The following is a 23965-nucleotide window of genomic DNA, read 5'->3' as shown; positions in this document are numbered from 1 at the left end:
CATGTATTACGGCTGCTTGTCTTTCACCGCGGACAAGCGCCAGGGCAGACTGCGGCGCAAGAATTTCAAGCGTCGGCGCAGCTGAGCGGCCGAGGCGGACGCACCGGCGTAACGCTGCGCTTCGAACTCCAGAGCGAACCCCACGATCGCTTCGGCGTGCGCAGGGAATCGCTGTGCGGCGCGGGAAGCGAACGCCTGCGCGCCTTCACCCTGCTGACGTCTCAGACCATGGCGAGCCAGCAGACGTTCGAAGGCCTTGAACAGACGCAGCTGCGAATCGCTCTCGCGGCGCCACGGTTTGAACAGCCACAGCGTCACCAGCCCGAGAATGACCAGCGCGCCGCCCGCGAAGACCGGCGCCTGGAAACCGGAGAACCAGCGTCCCAACACCTGCAATTGTTGCTGGCCCTGATAACCCAGCACCCAGCGTTGCCAACCGTAGTTGAGGTTATCCCAACTCAGGCGAATCGAGTTGACCCAGGCCAGATGCCGATAGCGCAACGCCGACATCGGTGAGTCGGCGAGAAAATCCTCGTCGGCGGACAGTGCCTGTTCCAGCCCTTGCTCAATCCGCGCCGGGGCCACCGCTGCGGTCGGGTCGACACTGCGCCAGCCTACCCCGGGCTGCCAATACTCGACCCAGGCGTGGGCGTCGAACTGGCGCACGCTGATGTAATTGCCATCCGGGTTCAATTCACCGCCCTGATAACCGGCCACAATCCGGGCGGGAATACCGGCAGCGCGCAGCACGAAGGTCATCGCGCCGGCGTAATGCGCACAGAAACCGGCGCGGCTGCCGAACAGGAAGTCATCGATGCTGTTGGCCCCCAATGCAGGCGGTTTCAGGGTGTAGTGGAACGGCTGCTCGGTGAAGTAGGACAGCACGCCGGCGACCAGCGCCTCAGGCTTGGGGTAGCGACGATGCATGTCGGATGCCCACTCCCTCGCTTCGGGGTTGCCCTTGGCTGGGAGTTGCAGGTCCTGCATCCGGGCACCGTCGCTGAGCACGGTCTCGCGCACGGCGTCGGGCCAGGAATTAACGTTGTACAACACCGACTGCGCGACGGGACGTCTGCGTTGCCAACGGAAATCGCTCATCTGCCGCACCCCGGCCAAGTCGGTTTCGCCGACGTCCAGGGTCATCAGCCACGGCTTGCCACTGGGCTCCATGACAATGCTGTAGCTGAGCTTTTCGCCGTCCTTGCGCCAGTCCGGGGCGTCGGGCACCTGCGCGCGGGAAGATTGCGACCAGCGCCTGCCGTCGAACTGCTCCAGGGTCAGACCGCGCCAATATTGCTGATTACGCGGCGGGATCGGGCCTTCGAAACTGGCGCGAAACACCAGCGCGGCGGACTTACTCAGTTCGGCGATATCCCCCGGCGCCATGCTGTCGGACAGCCCGGTGAGCGCCTTGTTGCTCGGCTGCGGTAACGACCACAACGGGTCCAGACGGGGAAAGAACAGAAACAGCAGCAACATCAGCGGCACCGCTTGCAGCAACAGTTTGGCCGCCAGCATCAGCGTGCCCGCAGGTTTGCTCGACAGCGCCGATTGCTGCAGACCGATCAATCCCGCCAACAAGGTCGCGACGGGCAAGAGCGTGAACAAGCCCCACAGCAGCGCGTCTTCGAACAGATAACCAACCGCGACACAAAAGAAGCCCAGGAAGATCAGCACCAGCGCATCGCGTCGGGTCTGCATTTCCAGCATTTTCAGGATGAAGGCAGCGATCAGCAGCGCGGCGCCGGCATCGAGCCCTACCAGACTGCCCCGCGCAAGATAGATCCCGCCTGCAGTGCCCACCAGCAGCCCGGACTTGACCCAGTTGCCCGGCATCCGCACACGCATGCGGAAAATCTGGATGCGCCAGAAGGTGCACGCCAGCCACAACACGATCAGCGAAACGGGGATGTGCAAGGAAAACGGCACGATGACCAGCGCCTGAGCGATCAGCAGCCAGTTGAGGCTGACGCGTGGAATCGGTTGGGCAAGGCTGGCCAGAGTCATGGCCACCCCACGTTCATGCCCGGACTCCATACAGCGCCAGTTGCCGCAGACAGGCTTCGCGATGGGCATCGCCACTGTCCACGGCCGACAGAAAACCCGGCAAACGCAGGGCGAAAGGTTGCTGCCGCTGGGACAACTCCAGCACCCAATAACACAGGCGTGACAGGCGCTCTTCGATATCGCCGCCCAGGGCCATGAAATCCAGGCAAAGATCATGCCCGCTGAGGTCGGTGAACTCCTTGACCATCAGCCCTTGTCCGCGGGACCAAGCCTTCCAGTGCATACGCCGCAGGGAGTCGCCGGGTTGCCACTGACGCAGGCCCTGATAGTCGTCGACACCTTGCCCCCGAGTCGCCTGTCCGTCATCTTCGGCGTGCGGCTGAATGCCTTGCAGCATGGGCATGCTGCCGGCCACGGGACGCGGGTAGATCAGGACCGTCTGCTCCAGGTCCAGCCAGCTCCAGGCGCGGAAGATGCCCAACGGAAACACGCTCTCTACTCGCAGACGCGGCGCCCGCAACCAGCCGCGACTGACCGCGGGCAAGGTCAGCGCGACCTCCACTTGGCGCTCGGCATCGACATCGGTCTGTTCCAGTCGCTCGCTGTCCCAGCCAAGGGCGATGGCCTGATGACCGCTTGAAGCGCTCTCCAGACGCAGGCGCAGTTGCACCGGTTCGCCGACGAATACCGAACGCGCGTGGCTGGCGCTGAGGATCAAGCCGCTGAAATTGCGGTAGGTGTGCAGAATCGCGAGGATGCCCACTGAAAGCATGAGAAAGGTCAGGCCATAGGCCAGGCTATTCTGGTAGTTGATCGAAACCAACAGCAGCAGAACAAGCACGAGCGCATAGGTGCCGCCAATCCGGGTTGGCAGTATGAAAATTCGGCGGTGATCCAGCTCGATCCGCGAGGCCGGGGGAATACGACGCCCCACCCAGCGCTGCCAGACCGGTTTGAACTGTGGCATCAAAGAACCGGCACCTCACGCAGCAGCCATTGAACTAACGCCCCGCCACCATGCCCGGTCGGATCGGTGCGCTCGCGCAGGCGATGGCCGATCACCGCAGGCAGGATCGCCTGAACGTCTTCTGGTATCACGTAGTCTCGCCCGATGAGCAGCGCCCATGCCCGCGCGGCGGAGAGAATCGCCAGACTGGCCCGGGGTGACAGGCCGTAGGCGAACTGGGGCTGGCTGCGGGTGGCGTCCACCAGCCGCAGCACATAATCCACCAGCGCGTCGCTGGCCCGAACTCCACGCGCCTGCGCTTGCAGGGCTGCCAATTCAGTGTGATCGATAATCGGCTCGATACGTGGCAATAACTCGCGCCTCGATTCGCCCAGCAACAAGGCTTTCTCCGCAGAGCGCGCCGGGTAGCCGAGGGACAAACGCATCAGAAAGCGGTCCAGTTGCGATTCGGGCAAGGCAAAGGTGCCACCCTGGCTGAACGGGTTCTGCGTGGCGATGACGAAAAACGGATCGGGCAACAGACGGGTTGCACCTTCGATGGTCACCTGGCCTTCTTCCATCGCTTCAAGCAACGCGCTCTGGCTCTTCGGCGTGGCGCGGTTGATTTCGTCGGCCAGGATCAGCTCGGCGAAGATCGGCCCGGGATGAAACGTGAACTGCCCGGTTTCCCGGTCGAAGACGGAGGTGCCGAGAATGTCCCCCGGCAGCAGGTCGGACGTAAATTGAATCCGCTGAAAGCTCAGCCCCAGTACCCGCGCCAGGGTATGGCTCAAGGTGGTCTTGCCCATGCCGGGCAAATCTTCGATCAGCAGATGCCCGCCGCCCAGCAGACAGGTGACGGCCAGACGCACCTGAGGCTCCTTGCCCAGCACTACTTCATTGATTGCGTTCAAGCACGCATCAAGTTTTCTGCTCATCGAAAAGTCTCCCCAAGCGACTGCTCTTGGCTAGTAAGACTGCAGAAGATGCCAGACGTGCAGCCACTTTAAAGTCAGCGTAGGCCTTTTCGCCAGAGCGGATGGGGCGAATCAAGAGGATTTATTGCGAGGGTGGTCAATGATGGGCGAATGAGCCGGGCTTTCTCCGGATCATTGGGTAGGGCGCAAAACTGTGGGAGCGAATTCATTCGCGACGGGAGGGTTCAGACGATGATGATATTGCGCCTGTATCACCCTCTCGCGAATGAATTCGCTCCCACAGAGAACGCTATGTCAGCCAGGAACGGGTTATCGCCCCGCGCGAGACTCGCGAATGTAGAACCGCGCTTTCTCGGCCTTTTCGCTACAGCCTTCGAACGCTTCGAACTGCTGCTGGGTCTTGGCGCCGGTCAGTAATGACAGGGCCTTGGAGTAGCTGACCGTTCCGGCAAAACCTTCGGCCTTGGCCAAATCCAGTTCATGCCAGGCGTCGTCCAGATTGGTGGCGCAGCTGTCACGATAGGCGGTTTTACCCGCGCAGCCTGTAAGAACAAGGGCAAGCAATGGCAGGCAGATCCAGGCTTTCATTGGGTGTTACCTCAACAATGGAAATCGACGATGCGCCTTTGACGATGCGGCGATGTAAAAGTGCCATGGTCAGAGGACACCAAATATCCCTTTGCATCTCGGGACTCATCGAAGGGCATGGCTTTGAATCACGCCAGCCTTGAGCGTAGGGTAGAACCACTGCAACGGGGAGCCTGCGAATGAAAAAAAGAGTCGCGCTGGTATTGGGGTCCGGGGGCGCCAGGGGGTATGCACACATCGGGGTGATCGAAGAGCTGGAGCGGCGCGGTTATGACATCGCCTGTATCGCCGGTTGTTCGATGGGCGCGGTGATTGGCGGAATTTATGCGGCAGGCAAGCTGCCGGAATACAAGGCGTGGATCGAGAGCCTGGATTATCTGGACGTGCTGCGCCTGGTGGACGTGAGTTTTCGTCTGGGGGCGATACGCGGTGAGAAAGTGTTCGGGCAGATCCGCGAGATCGTCGGCGAGGTCAACATCGAGGATTTGCGCATCCCCTACACCGCCGTCGCCACGGACCTGACCAACCAGCAGGAAATCTGGTTTCAGGAAGGCAATCTGCATTCGGCCATGCGCGCCTCAGCGGCGATTCCCAGCCTCTTCACACCTGTGATTCAGGGCAATCGCATGCTGGTGGATGGCGGCCTGCTCAACCCGTTGCCGATCGTGCCGGTGGTGTCCAGCCATTGCGACCTGATCGTGGCGGTCAACCTCAACTCGACCAATCAGAAGCAATACCAGCTTCCGGTGATCGAGCGCCCGCCAGCGGTGAAGAAGCGCTTCGACAGCCTTATCAGCTCCATCGGTTCGCGCCTGCCCTTCCGTCGCAAGCTGGAGATGGCAGGGGATGACGCCTTGCGCCTGGGGCAGGACAGTCTCAAAGCCACCGCGGCGCTATTGCCCGACCCTTGGCTGACGGGCAATCACGAAACGGAGTCGGCCGACCCGCAAGGCCAGCAACCGGCTGCGGCGCCCACCGAACCCGGCGCACCGAAGTCCGCCAGCGGCGCGGTGATCGTCGACAACGTCGGCCCTGCGTCGCTGCTGGACTTGATCAACCAGAGCTTCGAGGTCATGCAGACCTCGCTGGCACAGTACAAGATTGCCGGGTATCCGCCGGACATCCTGATCAACGTGCCAAAGCGCGTCTGCCGGTTTTTCGAGTTCTACAAAGCGCCGGAATTGATCGCGCTGGGTCGCGAAATCGCCAGGGATACGCTTGATCGGTATGAGCGTGAGCATTGAGAAGGTGCTCAACAGGCTCTCAGCCCGGCGTGCTGTTGATGGGCGCGTGACAGGATTCACTTTGTGGCATTAACCGGATGTCCACTCGGCGGTTCGCTGCGCGCCCGGATTCGGCCAGATTCGTAGCGACAGGCTGTCCGCCACCCAGCCCCTGAACCGCGAAACAGCGGTCGGGGAAGTCACCCATGCTTTGCATCCATGCCTTGACCGCCATGGCGCGATCACGGGACAACTGCAAGTTTTGAGTGGCAGCGCCCGTTCCGTCGCTATGCCCCGAGATGACAATCAACCAGCCCGGCTTAGCCTTGATGCTGACCAATGCCTCGACCAGTGCTCGGGTTGAGTCGGACCGAAGCGCTGCGCTGCCTGCATCGAACAGTGACAGGCTGTCCAATTGCACCGGGGCGGGTGCTGCGACCGTTGATCGACCAGCCTCATAGCCTTTCCAGGCAACAAAGCCGCCCATCAAGATGACGATCACGTTTGCCGCCGACAACGCCCACGCACTCATTCGACGTTTTTTCCGCTTGATGACCGGCAGAACCGGCAACACGGTCATGGATTCGGTATACCTGCGCGCTTCTGACTGCGGACTGGCGAGCAAAAGATTGCCCACTCGCGGTCTCTGCTCGGGTTCCACCTGCGCATTGATCCGTGCAACGTGTCGGCATAGCGCGCCAAGCGCACTCGGCGAGGTGCCGACTCGGCAGAGCAGATGTCGATTGAGCTGGTCCAGAACGATGTGCAAGTCGGTCAGTGCCGGTACATCCACCGCCCCAATCTCCAGTCGACGCAACAATGCCGGAAGTTGTGCAAATAAGCCGTCCAGAATCGCCAAACGGGACACAGACTGGGGCGGCCACACGTCTGACCACCTGCGAATCATAGACTCGATCAGCATCAGACTTTGTGCCAGCCCGCTCAGGCCGAATCGATGCCCGCACGCCAAAACATAGAACGCAGCAGTCTGTAAGTCCGCTCCGTTCTCACGAAATAACGTCAGGCACAGGCGTTCGACCTGTGCCCAGTCCACTTCAGGACAAGCCGGATGATTGAGTTTCGCAAGTTCCGCGCACAGTGCCGCATACTCGACAAAGTCACCGGGGTCACCGCCCAACTGAATGGGCAATTCAAACAATACGGGCATCGGACTTCCTTCAAATCATCGATCTCGCCTTAGCGAGCGTGTTGCTTCAGATACCGCACCAGCACCTTTCCTTCGGGACCAAGCGTCGTGCCAAAGGCGACGCGCTCACCGCCCTCAAGCTCAATATCCAGCGCGTATTCAAGATGGCCGGGTAACGTCTGTGGCAAGAGTGCGACGTTGATTCCTATCAAACGCGGCTCATACCGGAGCAAGGTTGCGGTCATGGTCGCCATCAACCCGTGCGCGGTGGCGGGTAATCCCTGGAGAATCAGGCCCATGTCGGGCAACCCGTAATCCGGCAAGTGGCTGAGCGCCCCCGCACGGCTGCCGAGAATGCGCCGAATGTTGTCGAGGACCGACAAGACCCGTTGCTGCTCTTCATTGACCTGATGCAGTGCCAGCTCGCCATGAAAATTTTGCAAGAGCATTTCGTAGAGCGATGGACTGGATTCATTCATCGATCACGCCTCGGTCAATGGACGCAGGAGCAGGCGCTCATCGCCCAACTCCACGACACGGGGCCGATCAGGATCGAGGTCATCGCGTTCGAGTACCAGGCGCCACGTATCGCGCTGCAAATCCGGGGTACGGACAAACGCAATCACGGTGACAAACCGGGTCCCAGGCTTGAGTGGCACATTGAGCTGCGTCCCCTCCCCCGGCTTCATCAACACCGTCTGTTTATCCAGCAGTTGCGCGCCCAGCAGCGCCTCGTCGTCGCCGAGCAGTCGCTCATAGGTGCCCAAGCGGATCGACCGGTCGTCTGTGGTCTGGTAAATCCGCAGCAGGGTCGGCACGGACAGCGCATTCATGTCCGTGGCGTCGGTGTTCAGTCCGGCGCGGCCCGTGAAGTCCAGGTGCAGGGTTTTGACCTGCTTGTAAAAGATCGAATGGGCAGCGTCCGAGGTCGTGTCGCCCACCGACTGGATCAGCCCACAGCCGGCCAAGGACAGAATCATGGCCGAGGTGATCAATGGGTTAAAAACGGTAAGCGACATGCTGGCTCTCTCTTGTCTTCGAATTGACAGGCAGGCCGTCATAGCGGCCCAGATTGATGGTGATCGTCCGTTGCCGCGACGTTTGCGCCTGTGGGTCCAGCCCCAAAGCGGCGGTCTGCCCCAGCCAGACCGATGGCTGTCCCAAACAGGGCGATGGCAGACTGCTGAGCGGCAACGACAGTTGGAGCTTGGCCGTGCAACGCCAGCCCAGATAAACGCGCAGCAACACCAGCAGATCGGCGTGCAACCGACCACCCGGCAACCAGCCGTGGGCTTCGTCAGGGTCCAGGGTAAACAGGCCGATCAGAAGCTGGCTGTTGGCGTCATGGCCAACCCGGCCCAAGGGCACACCTTGGGAAAGGCTCACGGGATGGGTTTTCGACAGGCTCGCCGGCCTCGCCAGCGCAATAGCCTTGGGCCAATGGGGGGTCACCTGCGTACGCGTCCCCGGTGCCAGCAGCGTGACCAACGCGGTGATACCTTCGGCATTGCGCGTCGGCAACCGCATCACACTAAGCAGGGCCAGGAAGCGGGAGACAGGGGTGGCGATCTGTTTCGCGGTCCCGGGAATGCCCAGCCCGATCAGACCCAGCAGGCATTGGGATGTCGCATCGGCGCCTGCGGCCTCGAACGTGGCCGGGTACGAGTACTTGCGCCAGATCCGGTAGAACTGGGTGAATATCCGGTGATTGAACAGATCGAGAAACGCTTCCAGCGCCTCGTGACCTTCCCGACCTTGAGTGATGTCATCGAGGAGCGTCGTTGGTAGCGGCGAGTCGACGCCGTACAGACCGAGCAAGCGCGTGCGTACCGTCGCCGGGCGCTGCGGATGCACGTCATCGATCTCGATGGCTTTCAATTCGGCGGCGGGAAATCCCATGCCAGGATGGGGGCGGAATCGTACGGGGTCATCGCCGGGCCGCGCGGTGCTGCCGAGCGGCGGATGATGCGGCATTGCCTGCTCGATGAGTTGGCAAAACCGATACAGGTTGGCCTCTGCCACGCGGTCCTTGATCGACCCCAGCAATTGCGCGGCCTTCACCCCGGAATCCGATGACTGTGGTTCTCGTTCCATCGCAGGCATTTCCCGGTCGGTTGCAGAATCAACGTGAGTTGGTTGAACAGGTGGATGTCGGCGTACAGCGAGAAAAACCGGTTGAGCATTTCGCCGAACAGATGCAGGTCACCTTCCCCGGCGAACCCGTTCGCATCCAGGGTGACTTCGATGTTCACCCCGCGCAGCAGGAAGCCCTTCTCGAAGCGTTGAATCAAGTGATGACGCACATCGACGATCGCCATGAGCCGACGCCGATTCAGTTCGCTGCCCGTCCAGTCATACAGCGCCAAGGTGCCGCGCAACACTTCGGCGCTGTCGAGCATCGGCAGAAAGTTGGAACCCAGATGGCTGAGCACACGCCAGTGGAATCGGTCACGATTTGGCGGATAGCACGGCAGGGTCGGGGCACAAAGATTGCGCACCCGCAAACCGCCCACCGACGCGTCTGCCAGCGTGTCGATCAAAGTGCTTTGCAGCGCTTTGCGCGGTAACTGGCCATGGGTTCCGGTCAGACGTAACGACAGGCGCTCGTCCTTGCGCAGTTGATCGTCATCGAATCCCTCCCCGCCCAGAATCAGCCAGGTGTCGTGCAAGCCGTTCACGCCGCGTTTCAAGCGCGTATGAAAATAGCGCTCCGGCGCTTCGTCCCGCAGCATGCCCCCCTTATGGCGAAAGCTGCTGAAGGGTACGTATTCGTTGCGCTGCGCACCTTTGGACGCCGTAACGCTGTCCACGGAGTAGATTTCCGTATGCCCGTCCTGCAGACGCATCGGCCTTAACAGGTAGTCGGTCTGCAACGGGTCCAGCGTCAGCGGGTCGCACTCCAGGCTGAACAGATTGATCACGGGCACCGCGTGCAGACGCAGATGTTCGGCGCTCAGGTGAAATTGATGTGGCCAGGGCTCATCCAGCGCCACTTCCAACTCGAACCAAGCAGTGCCCGCCGGCAACACCAATTGCTCCAGACCGCAGAGCGTGACGAACATGAATTTTTCGCGGAATACGAAATATTCCAGCAGTAACTGATAGCCGCTGAAAGCGCTGTCGCCCTTGGGCCACAATCGGTCCTCTTCGTCAAAGCCCCTGGCGGCAAAATGGGCCGTCAGCGCGAATCGGTCTGGCTGGCCGGGCAGGCGCACATATAAGGTCCGGGCGTGGAGCGTCAGCGCCTGATGCAGCGCACTGGCCAGCGGTGCCGCGGCGTTCAGGTACAGAGGCAGCCGACTCAGATCGGTCTGACTCCAATCGGTCAAAGCGCCACATTCGAAACGCAGTCGCAACAAAGAACGGCCGTCCGGTTCGTTGCCATGCTGCAACGAAATCAGGGTCAGTGGCCGCAAGACCAGATCCTGAGTGGTGGTGTAGCGGCAACGGGTTTGTCGCTCGCCAACAGGCTGCGTCAGCACCTCGAATCCACGGGGTACCGTTTCGTTGCCTTTCATCCTCCCTGGCACCGGCGACAGCTCGATGATGGAGAGAGACGGGATGGTGCGCAGATAATGCGGCCACAGCAGGCTGACCAGCCCCTCCGTCAGCTCGGGCAAATCATCGTCGAGTTTTTCCCGCAAACGCCCCATCAGGAAGGCGAACCCTTCGAACAGTCGCTCCACGAAAGGATCGTGGGGTCCGGGTTTGTCCATGTTCAGATAGGCCGCGCGGTCAGGATAGGCTTCGGCGAATTCCTTGCCCGCCTCGCGCAGATAGCGCATTTCCGCATCGAAGTAATGCAGGGTGAGATTGTCCATGCTCAATTGCAAAATCCTTTTAAGGTGAGTTTCAACCGCACAGCACTGCAGCGCGAACCGGATCGATGGCCACCAGCGCCGCCAGCGTGGTTTCCATCTGCTTGCACACGGCAACCTTGTCCACGTCGTTGCGTTGCACTTTCAGACGCAACGCCTTGAGTAAGCGGGCCTTGACCTCGAAACTGAGTTCAGGCTCCCAGTGGGCCAGCGCCTGCCGTTGGGCAATGGCCTCCAGTTCGTTCAGTAAATGAAACGCCAGATCGTGCTTGCCGTATTGCTCGGCGACGCGCGCCATCAGCAGGCGGACCAGCCAGCGTTGGCGGCCGTTGTGTTGGGCGTCGGGGTGGTGGATCAACCAGTGCAGCGCGTGCTCGATTCCTGCGCTATCGGCCTGGGCCAGTGCCTCGCCTTCCAGCGCGAAGATCTGTGAGTCGGTCGCGGCGGCGGCGACCGAGGTCACTGGCAGCCACGCTTGAGAATGCCCCCCGCTGACGTGCCGGTCAATCCATTCGCGGGTCGTTGGGTCAGCGAAAGGCGATCCGTCGGCCCAGCACAATGTCTCGACCCCCGGCAGGCGTTCAAGGAACACGCCCAGATCGCTCACGACAATGTTCGCCCAACTGTCCTGGGGTGCCGGTTGCTTGCTCAGCGCCTGATGCACGTACCATTGCACATCGAACCAGAAATGGTTGACCCCTTCCGAAAAAATCCGCTGTGTCTGTTCCAGCAGCTCGGTCCAGTTCTGCTGCACGTAGAGGCGTTTGAGATGAGCGCGATAATCGCTGCGCGGCGGCGCGAGGCGGGTACTGCCGTTCGCTTCCAGCAACGGCGCTTGATGCACCGTGTCCCAACGCAGGCTCTTCATCAGCCGGTGGGCGGCCAGCCAACCCTGGGGTTGATCGCAGAGATAAGTGACCAGTTTTCGCCCCGTGTCCAGCAACTCGCGCCCGGACTTGATCACCCGACCCTGCCCTTGCGCAGATGCACCGGATTCGTGGCCGACGCTGTGCTGCGGCACCAGCGCGTCCACGCCACCGGACTGCTTCAAACGGGAGGCAAGCGCGGTATACAGCGCACCCAGCGTCGGGCGCTGCTCCTGTGGCCAGGCCGCCAGCCCGTGCTCCAGCCAGACCAGCGCAGCCACCGTCTGCTGCGCCTCGTTTTTGTCGACTTCAGGAAACAACGCCAGGCTGTCCAGCACCTTGGCGCTGGTCAACCACTCCAGCGCCATTTTGCGACTGGCGGGCCGCGCCGGCAGCAGCGTATTGGGGTAGCGCTCGACCAGTGCGGCAAGCAGACTCAAGCCTTCGCCGAGGCCGACTTCGCCATCCCTCTGCAGGCGCGCCCACAAATAGTAGGACGCCACGCGCAGATCCTTGCAGCGTTGCGTGAGCAGCGTCTGCGCCAGCTCAATCACGCACCCGGCGTCCGCGCCGGACAGTTTGTTGACCTCCTCGCGCATGCGCTGGAAGTCATCGTCGTAACCAGGGTCTTCGCCGACATGACCGTGCGCGCTGATGGGCTCCAGCCAGGTCGCCCATTGCTCCCCGTGCACTCGGGCCATGGCCAGGCCGTCATGCTCGCCCAGGCATTGCTCGATCAAGGTCTGCAGACTCATGAATTGTCCTCATTCATTGCCAGCCGCTTTTTGCCTGTCTGCGTGACAAACACCTGCGCCGGCAGTTTGAAGTTGCGCAGGGTCAGCAAGCTCATCGGTCCGGCGCCCAATTCCGTACGCAAGTACCAGGTCAAGTCGAGACCGTCCGGGGCCTGAATGACCACGCGAAAGCGACTGTCGTTATCATCGAGCGGCGTGACCTGGGCCTCCTCCAACAAGCGAATCAGCCCCCAGGTGCCCTGAAAGTCGGCATACAGCCGTTCACCTGTGCGCACGCTGGTCCAGGTCAGACTGGCCCCCGGATGCGCACTGATGCCAGGCCAGCCGAAGCGTTGCCAGCTCTCCTTCTGGTTGAAGTAGGCGTGTCGTTCGCCATTGAGGGTGAAGGTGGTCTGCACCACGTCGCGTACCGGTTTGCCTTGCAATTCGAAGCTCAGGCCCATGCCACCATCGGTATACAGCACGTCGGCCAGATGGCTGAGTTGATTGATCGCCGCCAGAAAATCAGGATTGACCTGCAGGCCCTGGCTGCTTTGCGGGTCCACGACCCAGCGGTTGCCCTCCTTGCGCAACACGCCGTTGAGCTGGCGCTGTAAAAACTGCTCGATGCGCCCCGAGTCGGCCCGGATCAGTTGCCCGAGCAGCGACAATGAAGCGTCGCTGCCTGTCGCGGCAAACGGATAACGACCGCTGAAGGCCTCGTTCCAGTGATCGACGATTGCCTGCTGCCACTGGCGATTGATGCTCGCGGCCGACGGTTGCAGAACCTGCTGCCACGCTTGCTCCAGCGGCTGCACGAACAGGGTCTGGCCGACAGCGTTCCATTCGGCACCCAGGCTTGCAGCCAACAAGCTCGCGTAGGCCTGAGTGTCGGTCAGATCAATGCCCTTGCCCTGAAACACCGTCTGGGCCATGGCCTGGGTCATCGCCTGCGGATCGGCGGCGTTGCCAATCTGCTGCAACTTCAGGCGCGAGCGCGTCACCCGTGTCAGGTACGCCTGCAGGCTGGGTTGGTCATCGCCGGTGCCAGCCTGTTTGCCCATCAGCGACAGCAGTGGGCCGAATGTCGTGTCCAGCGGGCTACGAGTGTCCGGCAGCGACTGATCGATCACCGCGGTCTTCTCACGACCCACCAGCTTCTCCGCCGACTTGAGCAACGACTCGCCCAGCGCCTGCATACGGCTGCCGGCCTGGCCCTGCCAGGCAAGACTGTTCATCAGCGCGATGAACGGCGACTGGCGCACATCGCTCATCAGGGTCAACTGGTCGACGACCTCGCCCAGGCTGCGGGTGCGCTGCCAGCGCAGGCTGTTGAGAAAACTCAACCAGGCGCTCCCGTACTCCTGAAAGTAACGCTCGGTCAGGCGCTCGCGCAGCTTGTCCGGGGTCAGGTCCGCGGCGATGTCGCCCTCGCGGTCGCTCAATACCCAGTCGATCTTTTCCCGGCGAGCCTCGGCGATGTCGTCGATGGCCCCACGCACATGGCCTTCCCAGGCTTGACGAGTGAACACCCCCGGCACGCTGGCCTGAGTGGCAAACAGGGTTGCAGCATCGGTTTCGCCGACCAGATCGTGAAGACCCAACGCTGAATAATGCGGCGCCGCCGTATCCAGCACCTGACGGTACAGACTGGCCTCGCCATTGCGTCGACCCAACTGGCCGATCAGCACCTGCCGGGCTTCGGCGAGCAAACGCGCATCAAGTTCGATCCGCCACTGGGGATGAGCGCTCAACTGCTCGGCATAAAACCGCCACAGCGCAGGTGACAGGGTTTGCCACTCCCCGCCGCCGATCCCGTCCCGCTGCGGCTCTGCGTGTTCCAGCGTCTTTGCCAGAAACGGCGCATCGACCTTGTCCGGTCGCGCCATCATCAGATAGGCCTTCAACTGCTCGTATGCCGTCTGCGCCCGCGCGTTGCGCTCCTGACTGCCCGGTGGCAGCGCAGTCAAGGCGCGCAGCTGCCGTTCCAGATTCGCCGCCGCCGGGTCGCGCATCAGCCGATGATTGGCCTCGACATACAGCGGCCACAGCGCATCGCGTAAAGCGCCGTTCTGGCTCAGACCCAGACGCAAATGCCAGGACTCACCTTGCGAGGCACGCTGATCCAGCCGACGCAACTCACGCATCAACTCGTACAGCGCGCGCAACTGTTCGTCGCGATTGCCCGAAGGTTGCACCGCAGCGAGGTGATGCTCGATCTCCATGACCTGGGTCCGATTACTGACGAACGACACCGCCAACCCCAAGCCCCACAACGCCGACAGACTCAGCAGACCTGCGTAAACAACGCGTGTCAGCGGCCATCCGACCCGCCTCACCGGGCCGGGCCGATCCTCCAACACGCCACCCCACGCAGGGTCCGTCATCCAGAACGACGAGGCCTCGCCAGCTTTTTTAGCCGACTGCGTCACCGGATCGCTGAACCACAGCCCCCGGAGCGTCACCCCCGGCACACGAAGCCCAAACAGCGGCGCCAACGCCCGCCCCCAGCGCGCAATCCCTTCGACCTGCAAATCGCGGGACAAACGCAGCAGAAAATCGTGATGAAGCTGCTCCTGCATCTGCGACCAGCCGCGCTCGCGCATCGGCGCCAGCAGCCCTTGCAACGACTCGGTCAGCGCCAGCGCCGTGGCCGCTGACGGCAACACACACCCCACCGGCTGTGTCGTCCGCCCCGCCTGCGACCACTTTCCCTCCCCGACCTGCCACACGTGCAACGGCAACTGCCAGTGCAACTGTCGGCCCAGTGCGCGCAGATGGCGCACCGATTGGGTCATGATGGAGGCATCGAGACTTTGAGCTTCGCTCAAGGCCCAGACCACGCCGTCGAAGGAGCGGTAACGGCAGAGTCGACGCCATCTCTGGATCCGCTCGATAGCGACCGGCCCCTGCACACTACCGCCCCAGATCAGCACCACGCCCTGGCCTTCGAGCCAATGGTTTTCAGCGGTCAAATCCGGAGCCAACGCTTTGATTTGCTCAGGCTCGCCGAAGACCAGCAGCAGGCGGAATTTTCGGCGCCAGAACGGGCCGTGCCGAGCTTTCAATTCAGCACACATCGCCCTTATCCGATCACCTGAATGAGCGCCTGACACGTAACAAGCATCGGGCTGCGGAAGCACCCCATCGATCTGCGCCTGGGCCGTATCACGCCGCTGTTGAACCTGAGTAAGCACGCGGGGCAACACCAGCGCGATAAACAGGATCATCAACACCAAAAGAAATGTAAGCACCTGATGAGAGCGCTCGGCGAGCCCGGCACCCGGCCCATACCGATAGATGCCCCACGCGATGCCACACGCAATCGCGGTGAACAGCACCATTGCGCTGAAAAAACGCCAACGGCGACTTGAAACAGTCATACCAACTCCTTGGTAGTCATCGTACTGGTCGGGTGCTGCACCTTCCCGATTGAGCAGCAATACAGGTTGACGCCGGTAGTAGGAATGTTCGATGGAAAACACCTTGTCCGGCCGACCCTTAGTTGGCTCGGTAGCCAATCGGCCGGTTTAATCTCGACGGCATGGTGATGCTTAGGGCGAGTGCCAATGAAACCGTTAATGACGCCACCAGCGACGCTGTAACTCGCTGTTTTACCTGTGGTGGTTTCTGAACGATATGTCGTCGATTTCCTACGCAAAGTTGTGCGCTCATCTTGAAAGCACCGTAACCGTCAGCGTCATGCATACATTTCCTAGAGCCGGTAAAAAGCGTCTATCCTTTACTGCCTGTGCGCGCCCTCAATCCACACAGCAGCCCGACAGGTCGCGTGCCTTATTTAAAAAACTTCAGAAAAACTTCGCATCTACTCCGGTTTTCGCTGTCAGCCGGCAAATGCGACTCTGAGCGCAGTTCTTATTGGAGCGGGAACGGAACCGCGCAAGACAGGTTCAAGATATCTATTGCTTCGCCTCCTCAGCTAAACGGATAGCATTGAGGCGGTTTAAGTTCGGGTGCCATTTACCGTCGGCGTAAACACTGCCATCGGGGTATATCCAAGTGGTATAGTTTCCATCCTTTTTGACTTTCGGGCCTATCGAGCGAAGCAAGAATTTAGTGTGGAGGACTGGCTCAAAGTGAACTACCCGCGCGTTAGGCGCGCGATAATGTAAATACAGAGGAAAAACGCCAGCCAAATTTATTGTCTTTGAATACCTTCCTAAAAAACCCTCGTCTACCCATGGGTAGTAATCCTTTTTAATAAACAAATCACCTCTGGTCGTACTGCTAGGCCCTGACAGCGGAGGATTATTGTGATCAAAAGCGATCATGACTCCGCCTCCACCTCCCTTTAGCGTATCTGATCCATAAATTTTCGGGTATTTATAAACAACGTCGAACATTACACTGCTCAACTTCCAATTGCATTGGCCACCGCCGTTTTTCGCTAACTTCACCTCGTAAAGATCTGCCTCACCCTTGCGCTGAGGCGCCATTTTTATTCCATGATATCCGTCCACATCAGTCCGTATGAAGTTTCCGTCGTAGGTCGCCTTTTGGCACAGCGCAGAACGGTACATGACCCGTATCGGTTCTGCTTCCAACGCCTCTGGCAACTTTAATGTCAACGTCACATATTCGTTTTTCGCAGGCGGCGAAAAGCTTCTGTCTTTCGCGCAGCCTGTCAGCGCGAGGCACCCTGAAAGCAGTCCAACGACCCATCTTTGGTCTCTCGGAAACACTGCATATCCCTTAGTTCATACTACGCAAAAAGCCGGTTTAGTGAATTGAAGCTGCCTTGACTCTGATGGCCTCCAATATCCGCAGATCCGGCTCCGTTCTGCCGTCAGCAATAACCTGCCCATCTGGATAAGTGAACACCGGATTATTTCCTTTTTTCTTCACTTTGGGCCCCTCAGAATAGGTAACCAAGCCTTGGTGAACAAGGGGTTCAAAGTGGACTTTCTTTGCGGATTGAGATCTATACATTAGGTATAACCCACCCCCTCCGTACAACCTCACATCTTTGCCATACCCTCCCAAAAAATGCTCCCTAACCCATGGGTAATAATGTTTTTTTATGAGCAGATCACCCTGTCTAACAAAATCAGCCCCGCCCTGGGGTGAATTATGGTTATCAAAAATCACAACAGCCCCTCCACCTCCTCCCCCAACGGTCGTGACACCGTCTCCGAACAAGGTAGGATTTTCATAGACGACTGCAAACGTGACATTACTTAAGCGCCAGTCACATTGACCCCCGCCTTGCCTTGCTAGCTGCGCTTCAGAGAAATCTGTATCTTCATTATGCTTGGCTTGCACTGTCAGTGAGTAATATCCGTCGACTTCGGTCCGATTGAAATTACCGTCATGAGATGCCCGCTTGCAAACATTCGAACGATACATAACCTTCATAGGTGTCACTTTCATTTTGGACGGAACTTTTACAGTAATATTAACGTACTCGTTCATTGCTGGCGGCGAGAAACTTCTGTCTTTCGCACACCCTGTTAGCACACAGCATCCAGCAAGCAATCCAACAAGGCGTTTATTATTCCTACCTAGCATAAAAGATCCCTTTTCACTACGAGCAGGGCGTTGCGTTTTGTAGACCGTCTGCTTGCTCGCCGGTTGATCGAATCCGGCCGCGTCGTCCGGCCCGTCTTCATATTTCCAAAACATTCAGCAGTACCTGTTAACTTGCGATGTAACTTTAAAGTAATCATTGCGTAAACGCTTACGAAGCCTTACCTCTTTGCTTTTATACAATTGACTTCTGCAAGTGAAAGCCTGGGGAGGCTGCTAAGTGTGAAGCCTAGCTATCTATCTTTCGAATCATGGAAGGGTCTGCTGGACAAACGCTAGTTTTTATTTCGCCGCATCTGCCTTCTTTCGAATAGACTGCAGTCGGCTGAAATTGGGATGCCATTTGCCGTCCGAATAGACGGATCCATCTGGATAGTGATAAATAGTGAAGTCTCCATCGCGGTTCGTCTTGGGCGCGCGAGATCTTAGAAGGAAATCCGAATGCAATTTTGGTGCGATATACACCGAGCGAGCACGAGGAGCCACATATGTTAGGTAAGTTCTTGCCCTTCCCGCCAGATTTATTGTCTTTCGATAACCTCCGACGAACTCTTCATCGATCCATGGATAATAATCCTCAGCCAAGAATAAGTCGCCGTCTACCTTTATTCCGTACCCGCCATGCTGGGCGTTATTGTGATCAAAGACCACGATCACCCCTCCACCCATTCCGAAACTTAACGCCTCCCCAAACGCCTCTGGCTGCTTGTATATAACGCCAAGCGTCACGTTGCTTAACCTCCATTTGCATGCCCCCCCGCCATCCATTGCTAACTTTATCTGATACAAACCGGTGTCATCGTAGGGTTTAGGTTCAACAGTAATGGCATGGTGTCCCTCTACATCGGTCCGGATGAAATTTCCGTCATATGTCGATTTTTTGCACAGCGCTGATCGATACATCACTGTCAATAAGCTCGGCACTAAAGCTTGTGGCACTTTGATTGTTACCAATACGTACTCACTTTCTAAAGGCGGTGAAAAGCTCCTATCTTTCACGCACCCTGTGAGTGTAAAAAACCCAGCAATCAGTCCGACCCACCTGTTGTATTTCATAGAAAACATAAATAACCTAAAAATTACGTTTTTTGGTAATAGGACTTTTTGTAAACAGCCTGCCTGCTCGCCAATTGATCGAAGCGGGCCAGACCTTCTGGCCCACCCTTTTCTTCCCAGGTGACTTCCACCGTACTTTTGATCTTTAGATGCAAATCCAGGAAGAATTCGTTACGGGTGCTCTCCTCCTCGATTGCAGTCTGCGAATGGCGCGCCATCTGGTCGGTAAACGCTTCCCGAGTGTCTTGGGCGTGCAGTTTCGGATCGCGGGACCCATTCAAAGCTTCCAGCAAGTTATCTCTGAGATGTGTGGTGTAGTGCCGCATGGAATGATGGCCGATGCCCAGAATGCTGCCCGTTTTCAAGTTGCAGTGAGGTGGAAAATATCGGGCGCGGGTTTCTTCGTTGAGGCCCTCAATCAGCTTTCTGTGCGCGGTTTCAATCTTCGTATCAAGTACCGGCGACAACGTTGGAACTATATGAAGCTTTGCCTTCACAGGTAGTCTAGAGTTGATAGTGTTGTTGGATAGTCGGCTCAGCCCGAACTTTTCTCCTTGAGGCTGATAGACTGGCGGGTGAATCTTGGTGTGCTGAGTCACTTCATAGAACATGGCGATTTCGCCGTGATGAAAATAGGGATCCCCATACTGGACCAGCTGTGCAACTGCGGTTTGACCGATCGACCATGTCAGCCCCAAAACAGTACCTAAGGGACCGTAAAGCTCGTAAAGATGGTTATCAAGATCTACTTCGAACGGCGCGCTTGGGATCGTATCAGTTTCGTTGACATGGCGAAAATGAGTGAAATCGCCCAGTGCTTTTATCGCTTTTATAGTGAAAGTTCGAGGCATACCATAAGTATAGGTCAACGGCTGTCGGGTCGTAAGTTTTGCGGCATAGAGTAGCGCCAATGCTCCGCCTAAGCTGTGGCCGCTAATAAACAAGCTTCTTGTTGTAGCTAGTTCTGCTAGCTCAAGAAATTGATCTGGGAAAACTTCATGCGCCAGGTCAAAAGCTTTAAGAAACCCAGAATGCACCTTTCCCTCTTTTATAAGTTCAGGACAAGTTACACCGGAGTGACAATTCGAAGAGCTTTCGGACTTGACTGGTCGGAACGTCAAGTCGGCGACCAAATCTGTGAGCCCATTTATTTCCGTGCCTCGCCACGCGACTAATACTTGTATAGAACTTACTGCATAAAAAAGCTGGGTATCCCCTTGCGGCTCTTCAGCCGTAGTTGTGTCTAATAAGTTACCAACGGTATAACGCTCTTCGAACGGCACATCTTTGACCACACAGGGCCATTGATTTCCGCCATCCCACACACGAGGCGTTCGAGACAAGTCCAGACATTGCTGATGAAAGAAGTATTTGACCGACCCATACAGATCTTCAGCAACGTTGCTGTAGGCCAGATTGCTCATCAGCGCCAGGTTATAAGCATTGGTCAGGCTGTATTCGGTCTGGTGATGAAGAATCAACGACCAGGCGCGCAGTGGACAGACTTCCAGCACATGCCGCCTATTCAGTTCCTCATAACGTGCGGTGAAGCCGCTGTAGGTCGTGTCGGGGAAATGGTACGGCGGCGGCGATTCCGGGGCGTCCAGCGCGGGTTCAAAGGTGGGCAATCGGTCACACAACTGACCGATGCGCAGGTAGTGCCAAACATGACCATCGGCGCGGGCACGTTTTTCGATGGGTGAAAAACCTGAAGGCACTGGACCGTAGACAGGTGTTCGTTCGCCGGGTGCGGGGCGTTCAGGTTCCGGTCTTTCGGGGCGTAGGCGCCGTTGCTGCAGTGCGTTGGCCAACGGATCGGCAGCCATCAGCAAGGTCACGTCGAGGGGGTACAGATTTTCAAGGCGAATGACGCCGTCGGCATCGGTCACGCCGGAGTACTCCGGCACACAGCCTTCCCGCACGGCCTCGTTGATTGCCCGCCATGGCAAGTTGGCCAATGGTTCGCCCAGTTCATCCAGCAGCTGGAATTCAACCCAGTGTTTTTTTTGGGGCCCGATGACGACCGGCTTATAGATGCAAACGGTATCGGTGCGATGCTGTGTGTCGTTCATGTCTGTCCTTGGATTTGTCTATCCCGTCATCCGTTAAACCGTCGGGAACACCGAACAATGAGTTCAAGCCCTCATACCGGTGCCCGAGGGTGATTGTGCTGATCCAGCGCTGCGGCCCATCCAGGGTGAGGAGTAACAGGGGTTGCTCGCGACGCCGCGCCAGTTCAATGGCGAGTACCGACGCCAGCCAATGCCCCAGCGGGCCGGGTAGTCCACAGAGCGTTTCGAGAATCACCTGGTCATTGGGGGTCAGCGCGCAAGAGTCGTGGCCTGCCGCCAGCAGTCGAACCATCAGCGGCTGCCAGTCGACGCGATCTGCAAGCAACGAAGTCGCGTCGCGGGCGGGGGTTTGGGTGCGCACATACAAGGCGAATTCTTGCTCCAGCGATTCAGCTTGCAATGGCATAGGTCGTAGCCAGAGGGGCTCGGGCTTCTCCCCTAGCTTTTCAGCCCGAGCTCTAGGGCTCAGTACTAACGCCGCCAGGCCATCGGAGTACGCCCTGCCGCCGCTAATTTGCAGCACCACGACCAGCTCGATCGCTGTGCTCACCACTTTCAGCTGTTCATCGATCCATTGCGGCGACAACGCTGCAGCGACAGTGATGGATGCGGGTTGCAGCGGCGTATTCAGTCGCGCCCAGCTCCTGACCCACTGCTCGCGAACAGCCGCGTATTCATCGGGCGCGACATCAGTCAGTAACGTTACGTTCAGATTCGGATCGGGCGACAGCGCGCTCAGTTGAGAATCCAAAGCGTCCATCAATTGCTCGATCGCCGCATGCATTCGGGCGTTGCCCGTGCCCTGTAATTTATCGAGACGCCTGACCTGGCCCATCCTGGACGGTAACGCTTGACCCGACGGCATCACGGCACTAGCCGACACCTGATCGGGGAGCATCAGGCAACTGGCAAGTACCGCCATGCCCTGTTGTCCCCAAGCCTGCCACGCTTGCTGGGCATGAACGGCCATGGCTTGCTGATATTCGAACCGCCCCAACGCCCCGCCATACTTATAAGCGCGTGCTGCAAGAGCCAATACGGCGGTCAGCGCAGGCATTGCACACAACAGCCATACATTCACCCTCTGTAATGGAGCGAATGCGGCGTACAGCAGGAACAGCAGGACACCCGCGAACAGCGCGCCCAGTAACACGATCGCCCAACGTGAAATCGACGGCGGTAAAGGCTTGACCCCCAGCTCAGGGGCCTGACGATTCCAGGCCATGGCTCAGTCCGATGAGCATTCGCTGGTCGTGGCCATGACCAGACAACCACACGCGGCAAGACATCCGTTGACCACCAGCGCACGCCCCTCCTCCCAGCCCTGGCATCCCTGAACGATAGGATTGACCCCATGGCCCGGCAGCGGACACGCCACCAGATCACCGACTAAAGCGACGGTTTTGCCCGCCACCGTATGAGTGGAGGAGGCGGATATAACGACACCGCCATGGGTGGTGGGGTCGCCCAGTAGAACGAACGCTTCCGACATGGTGTTTACGCCTATGAATGTGATAGACGAGTCGATGCGATGTTAAGTATCGACGACTCTGTGGTGTTTATGTCCCTGTTAGTAATACCGTTGCCGGGTCAATTTACTCTCCATAGTGTCAGCAATGATGAACGTCTGTTTCCTGTTTAGTTGTCATCCGATTCCTACGCAGATTGCAGTTGGACCGTAAGAGAAAGCATCGAATTGATAACACCTGGTTAATCCGTGCGGCATCGCGTCAGGCGCGTTGTATATTGCGCACCTAAACTTTGAACGTATGTATCGGCTCGGCACCCCATATCAAATAATGCTCAGCAATCGCTGGACAATTTGCTCTTCACTCAAGTGGGGTTCAGCTCGTCGAATATCGGACAGTGCCATCTCCAAATAAGGCCCGCGAATTTCTCCCTCACTTGCGACGAAAGCAATGACGTCGTCCTTCACCTCGGGCATATGAACTCTGTTTTTTGAGCGCGTAAATTCTGTTGTATCTTCAAAGGATTCCGCGATCGTAGCGGCTGATCCCATCGTGCCGTATGAGGTCAAAAGACCGCTGCCTTCAAAACCAAAAGCAGAAGGTATCGAGACCATCATGACCAACCAAACCCGTCCTCCCCAAAATACGCTTCGCACGCAGGTAAATACTTTCCCATCAGAAACGTCACAACATTGCTTATTCGGCATATAAAAATTCCTCGCCAGTCAGATTAGTGGCACGCGCTCCAAACATTAAGTTGTAAGCATCACCGTTCTTTACATCAAACATCACAGCATCTTTAGATCAAACTTCGTTACCACAGACTTCCATATGCCGAGGCGCTGCCAACCCGACGTACCCACTGTCGTAAGGCGGCCTGGGGCGCGGGGGGTGATTTGAATCGCTGACGCAGGCTACGAGGCTCAACAACAGGCCAAGCAAGATCGGGTGCTTCATTGTGGATACCCCTTTTGCGGACGATTGGGGTAGGCGTTGCGTCGTTTACCAAGTGCCATAGGGAATACCGTGCTTTTCCACATAGGCTTTGTTTTCAGGCTCCAACGGCACGTATTCACCCATGCTCATTCCCTGATAAGGCCCTTTGGGTTCGACGTTGGCCTGGAAGCGCCCGATTTCCTTGAATTCCAGACAAGGGCCGCCCAGCCACGCTTTTACAATTCCGCCGGGCGCCATACCCAGGGTGATCATCATGCGATAGTCGTCCACCCACTCCTTCGAGCCTCGACAGAAAACCCGCTCCGGCTTCACCATCTCATCGCGCACCCACTGCGGGATCCGGACGTTGATCCAATAGGCTTGAGGCTCCACCAGCGATTGCCAGCGCACGACGATTTCCAGCGGCAGGTCGACGTTGTTGACCGGCTTCGATGCCCCCCCACCTTTATGCCAACCCTCCGGCTTGCGGGTGTACCCAGCGACGCCGCCATGGACGTTATAAAAAGCGATCTTGCGTTGGTCGAGCACGTCCACGCGCTCGACCCAGACTTCCATATGCCGAGGCGCTGCCAACCCGACGTACCAACTGTCGTAAGG

20 protein-coding genes are annotated in these 23965 nt (G+C 58.4%); 1 reads left to right on the top strand and 19 read right to left on the bottom strand.

Annotated elements, in window-relative coordinates; genetic code table 11:
* Positions 1-6: 6 nt before the first annotated feature.
* From ACRER8_RS04440 to ACRER8_RS04425, 4 genes are all read right to left on the bottom strand, one after another.
* A complete protein-coding gene (locus tag ACRER8_RS04440; RefSeq protein WP_431745148.1) occupies positions 7-2007 on the bottom strand; it encodes a transglutaminase TgpA family protein in 2001 nt (666 codons plus the stop codon).
* Positions 2008-2020: 13 nt separating this feature from the next.
* A complete protein-coding gene (locus ACRER8_RS04435; RefSeq protein ID WP_431745141.1) occupies positions 2021-2974 on the bottom strand; it encodes a DUF58 domain-containing protein in 954 nt (317 codons plus the stop codon).
* Complete coding sequence (locus ACRER8_RS04430) at positions 2974-3891, bottom strand: AAA family ATPase (RefSeq protein ID WP_431745140.1); 918 nt, start codon at positions 3889-3891, stop codon at positions 2974-2976. The genes ACRER8_RS04435 and ACRER8_RS04430 overlap by 1 nt, the downstream gene beginning before the upstream one ends.
* Positions 3892-4200: 309 nt before the next feature.
* Positions 4201-4479, bottom strand: coding sequence for a hypothetical protein (locus ACRER8_RS04425; RefSeq protein ID WP_431745139.1), 279 nt, complete (start codon positions 4477-4479; stop codon positions 4201-4203).
* Positions 4480-4658: 179 nt separating this feature from the next.
* Between ACRER8_RS04425 and ACRER8_RS04420 the strand changes: the two genes are divergently transcribed.
* Complete coding sequence (locus ACRER8_RS04420) at positions 4659-5723, top strand: patatin-like phospholipase family protein (RefSeq protein ID WP_431745138.1); 1065 nt, start codon at positions 4659-4661, stop codon at positions 5721-5723.
* 19 nt (positions 5724-5742) lie between these two features.
* On the opposite strand, the gene ACRER8_RS04415 is transcribed toward ACRER8_RS04420, so the two are convergent.
* From ACRER8_RS04415 to ACRER8_RS04345, 15 genes are all read right to left on the bottom strand, one after another.
* Complete coding sequence (locus ACRER8_RS04415; RefSeq protein ID WP_431745137.1) at positions 5743-6870, bottom strand: OmpA family protein; 1128 nt, start codon at positions 6868-6870, stop codon at positions 5743-5745.
* 29 nt (positions 6871-6899) lie between these two features.
* Positions 6900-7328 carry a type VI secretion system baseplate subunit TssE gene (gene tssE / locus ACRER8_RS04410; RefSeq protein ID WP_431745136.1) on the bottom strand — a complete coding sequence of 143 codons (429 nt, stop codon included), beginning with the start codon at positions 7326-7328 and terminating at the stop codon, positions 6900-6902.
* Positions 7329-7331: 3 nt separating this feature from the next.
* On the bottom strand, positions 7332-7868 hold the full coding sequence (gene tssJ, locus ACRER8_RS04405) for a type VI secretion system lipoprotein TssJ (RefSeq protein ID WP_431745135.1): 537 nt from the start codon (positions 7866-7868) through the stop codon (positions 7332-7334).
* On the bottom strand, positions 7849-8943 hold the full coding sequence (gene tssG / locus ACRER8_RS04400) for a type VI secretion system baseplate subunit TssG (RefSeq protein ID WP_431745134.1): 1095 nt from the start codon (positions 8941-8943) through the stop codon (positions 7849-7851). The genes tssJ and tssG overlap by 20 nt, the downstream gene beginning before the upstream one ends.
* Positions 8907-10676: a type VI secretion system baseplate subunit TssF gene (gene tssF, locus ACRER8_RS04395; protein ID WP_431745133.1), complete on the bottom strand. Its 1770-nt coding sequence runs from the start codon at positions 10674-10676 to the stop codon at positions 8907-8909. Before tssF ends, tssG begins: the two co-directional genes overlap by 37 nt.
* 25 nt (positions 10677-10701) lie before the next feature.
* Positions 10702-12288, bottom strand: coding sequence for a type VI secretion system protein TssA (tssA, locus tag ACRER8_RS04390; protein ID WP_431745132.1), 1587 nt, complete (start codon positions 12286-12288; stop codon positions 10702-10704).
* A complete protein-coding gene (locus tag ACRER8_RS04385; RefSeq protein ID WP_431745131.1) occupies positions 12285-15650 on the bottom strand; it encodes an ImcF-related family protein in 3366 nt (1121 codons plus the stop codon). Before ACRER8_RS04385 ends, tssA begins: the two co-directional genes overlap by 4 nt.
* Positions 15651-16187: 537 nt before the next feature.
* The gene (locus ACRER8_RS04380; protein ID WP_431745130.1) at positions 16188-16808 is read right to left on the bottom strand and encodes a hypothetical protein; all 621 of its coding nucleotides are present in this window, start codon (positions 16806-16808) and stop codon (positions 16188-16190) included.
* Positions 16809-17007: 199 nt separating this feature from the next.
* Complete coding sequence (locus ACRER8_RS04375; protein WP_431745129.1) at positions 17008-17910, bottom strand: hypothetical protein; 903 nt, start codon at positions 17908-17910, stop codon at positions 17008-17010.
* A 186-nt stretch (positions 17911-18096) separates the two neighbouring features.
* Positions 18097-18768, bottom strand: coding sequence for a hypothetical protein (locus ACRER8_RS04370; protein ID WP_431745128.1), 672 nt, complete (start codon positions 18766-18768; stop codon positions 18097-18099).
* 125 nt (positions 18769-18893) lie between these two features.
* Positions 18894-20942 (bottom strand): lipase family protein, encoded by a 2049-nt coding sequence (locus tag ACRER8_RS04365; RefSeq protein ID WP_431745127.1) that lies wholly within the window; start codon positions 20940-20942, stop codon positions 18894-18896.
* A complete protein-coding gene (locus ACRER8_RS04360; RefSeq protein WP_431745126.1) occupies positions 20899-22167 on the bottom strand; it encodes a hypothetical protein in 1269 nt (422 codons plus the stop codon). Before ACRER8_RS04360 ends, ACRER8_RS04365 begins: the two co-directional genes overlap by 44 nt.
* 3 nt (positions 22168-22170) lie before the next feature.
* A complete protein-coding gene (locus ACRER8_RS04355; protein WP_431745125.1) occupies positions 22171-22434 on the bottom strand; it encodes a PAAR domain-containing protein in 264 nt (87 codons plus the stop codon).
* A gap of 300 nt (positions 22435-22734) precedes the next feature.
* On the bottom strand, positions 22735-23118 hold the full coding sequence (locus ACRER8_RS04350) for a DUF2388 domain-containing protein (RefSeq protein WP_431745124.1): 384 nt from the start codon (positions 23116-23118) through the stop codon (positions 22735-22737).
* Between the two features lie 295 nt (positions 23119-23413).
* A partial coding sequence (locus tag ACRER8_RS04345) for a DUF2931 family protein (RefSeq protein ID WP_431745123.1) occupies positions 23414-23965 on the bottom strand: 552 nt, incomplete at its 5' end.

It is taken from the genome of Pseudomonas sp. (assembly GCF_050739935.1).
In the GTDB taxonomy this organism is placed as follows: domain Bacteria; phylum Pseudomonadota; class Gammaproteobacteria; order Pseudomonadales; family Pseudomonadaceae; genus Aquipseudomonas.
The sequence above is the reverse complement of the archived record's forward strand: the minus strand, read 5'-3'. Positions and strand labels throughout refer to the sequence as shown.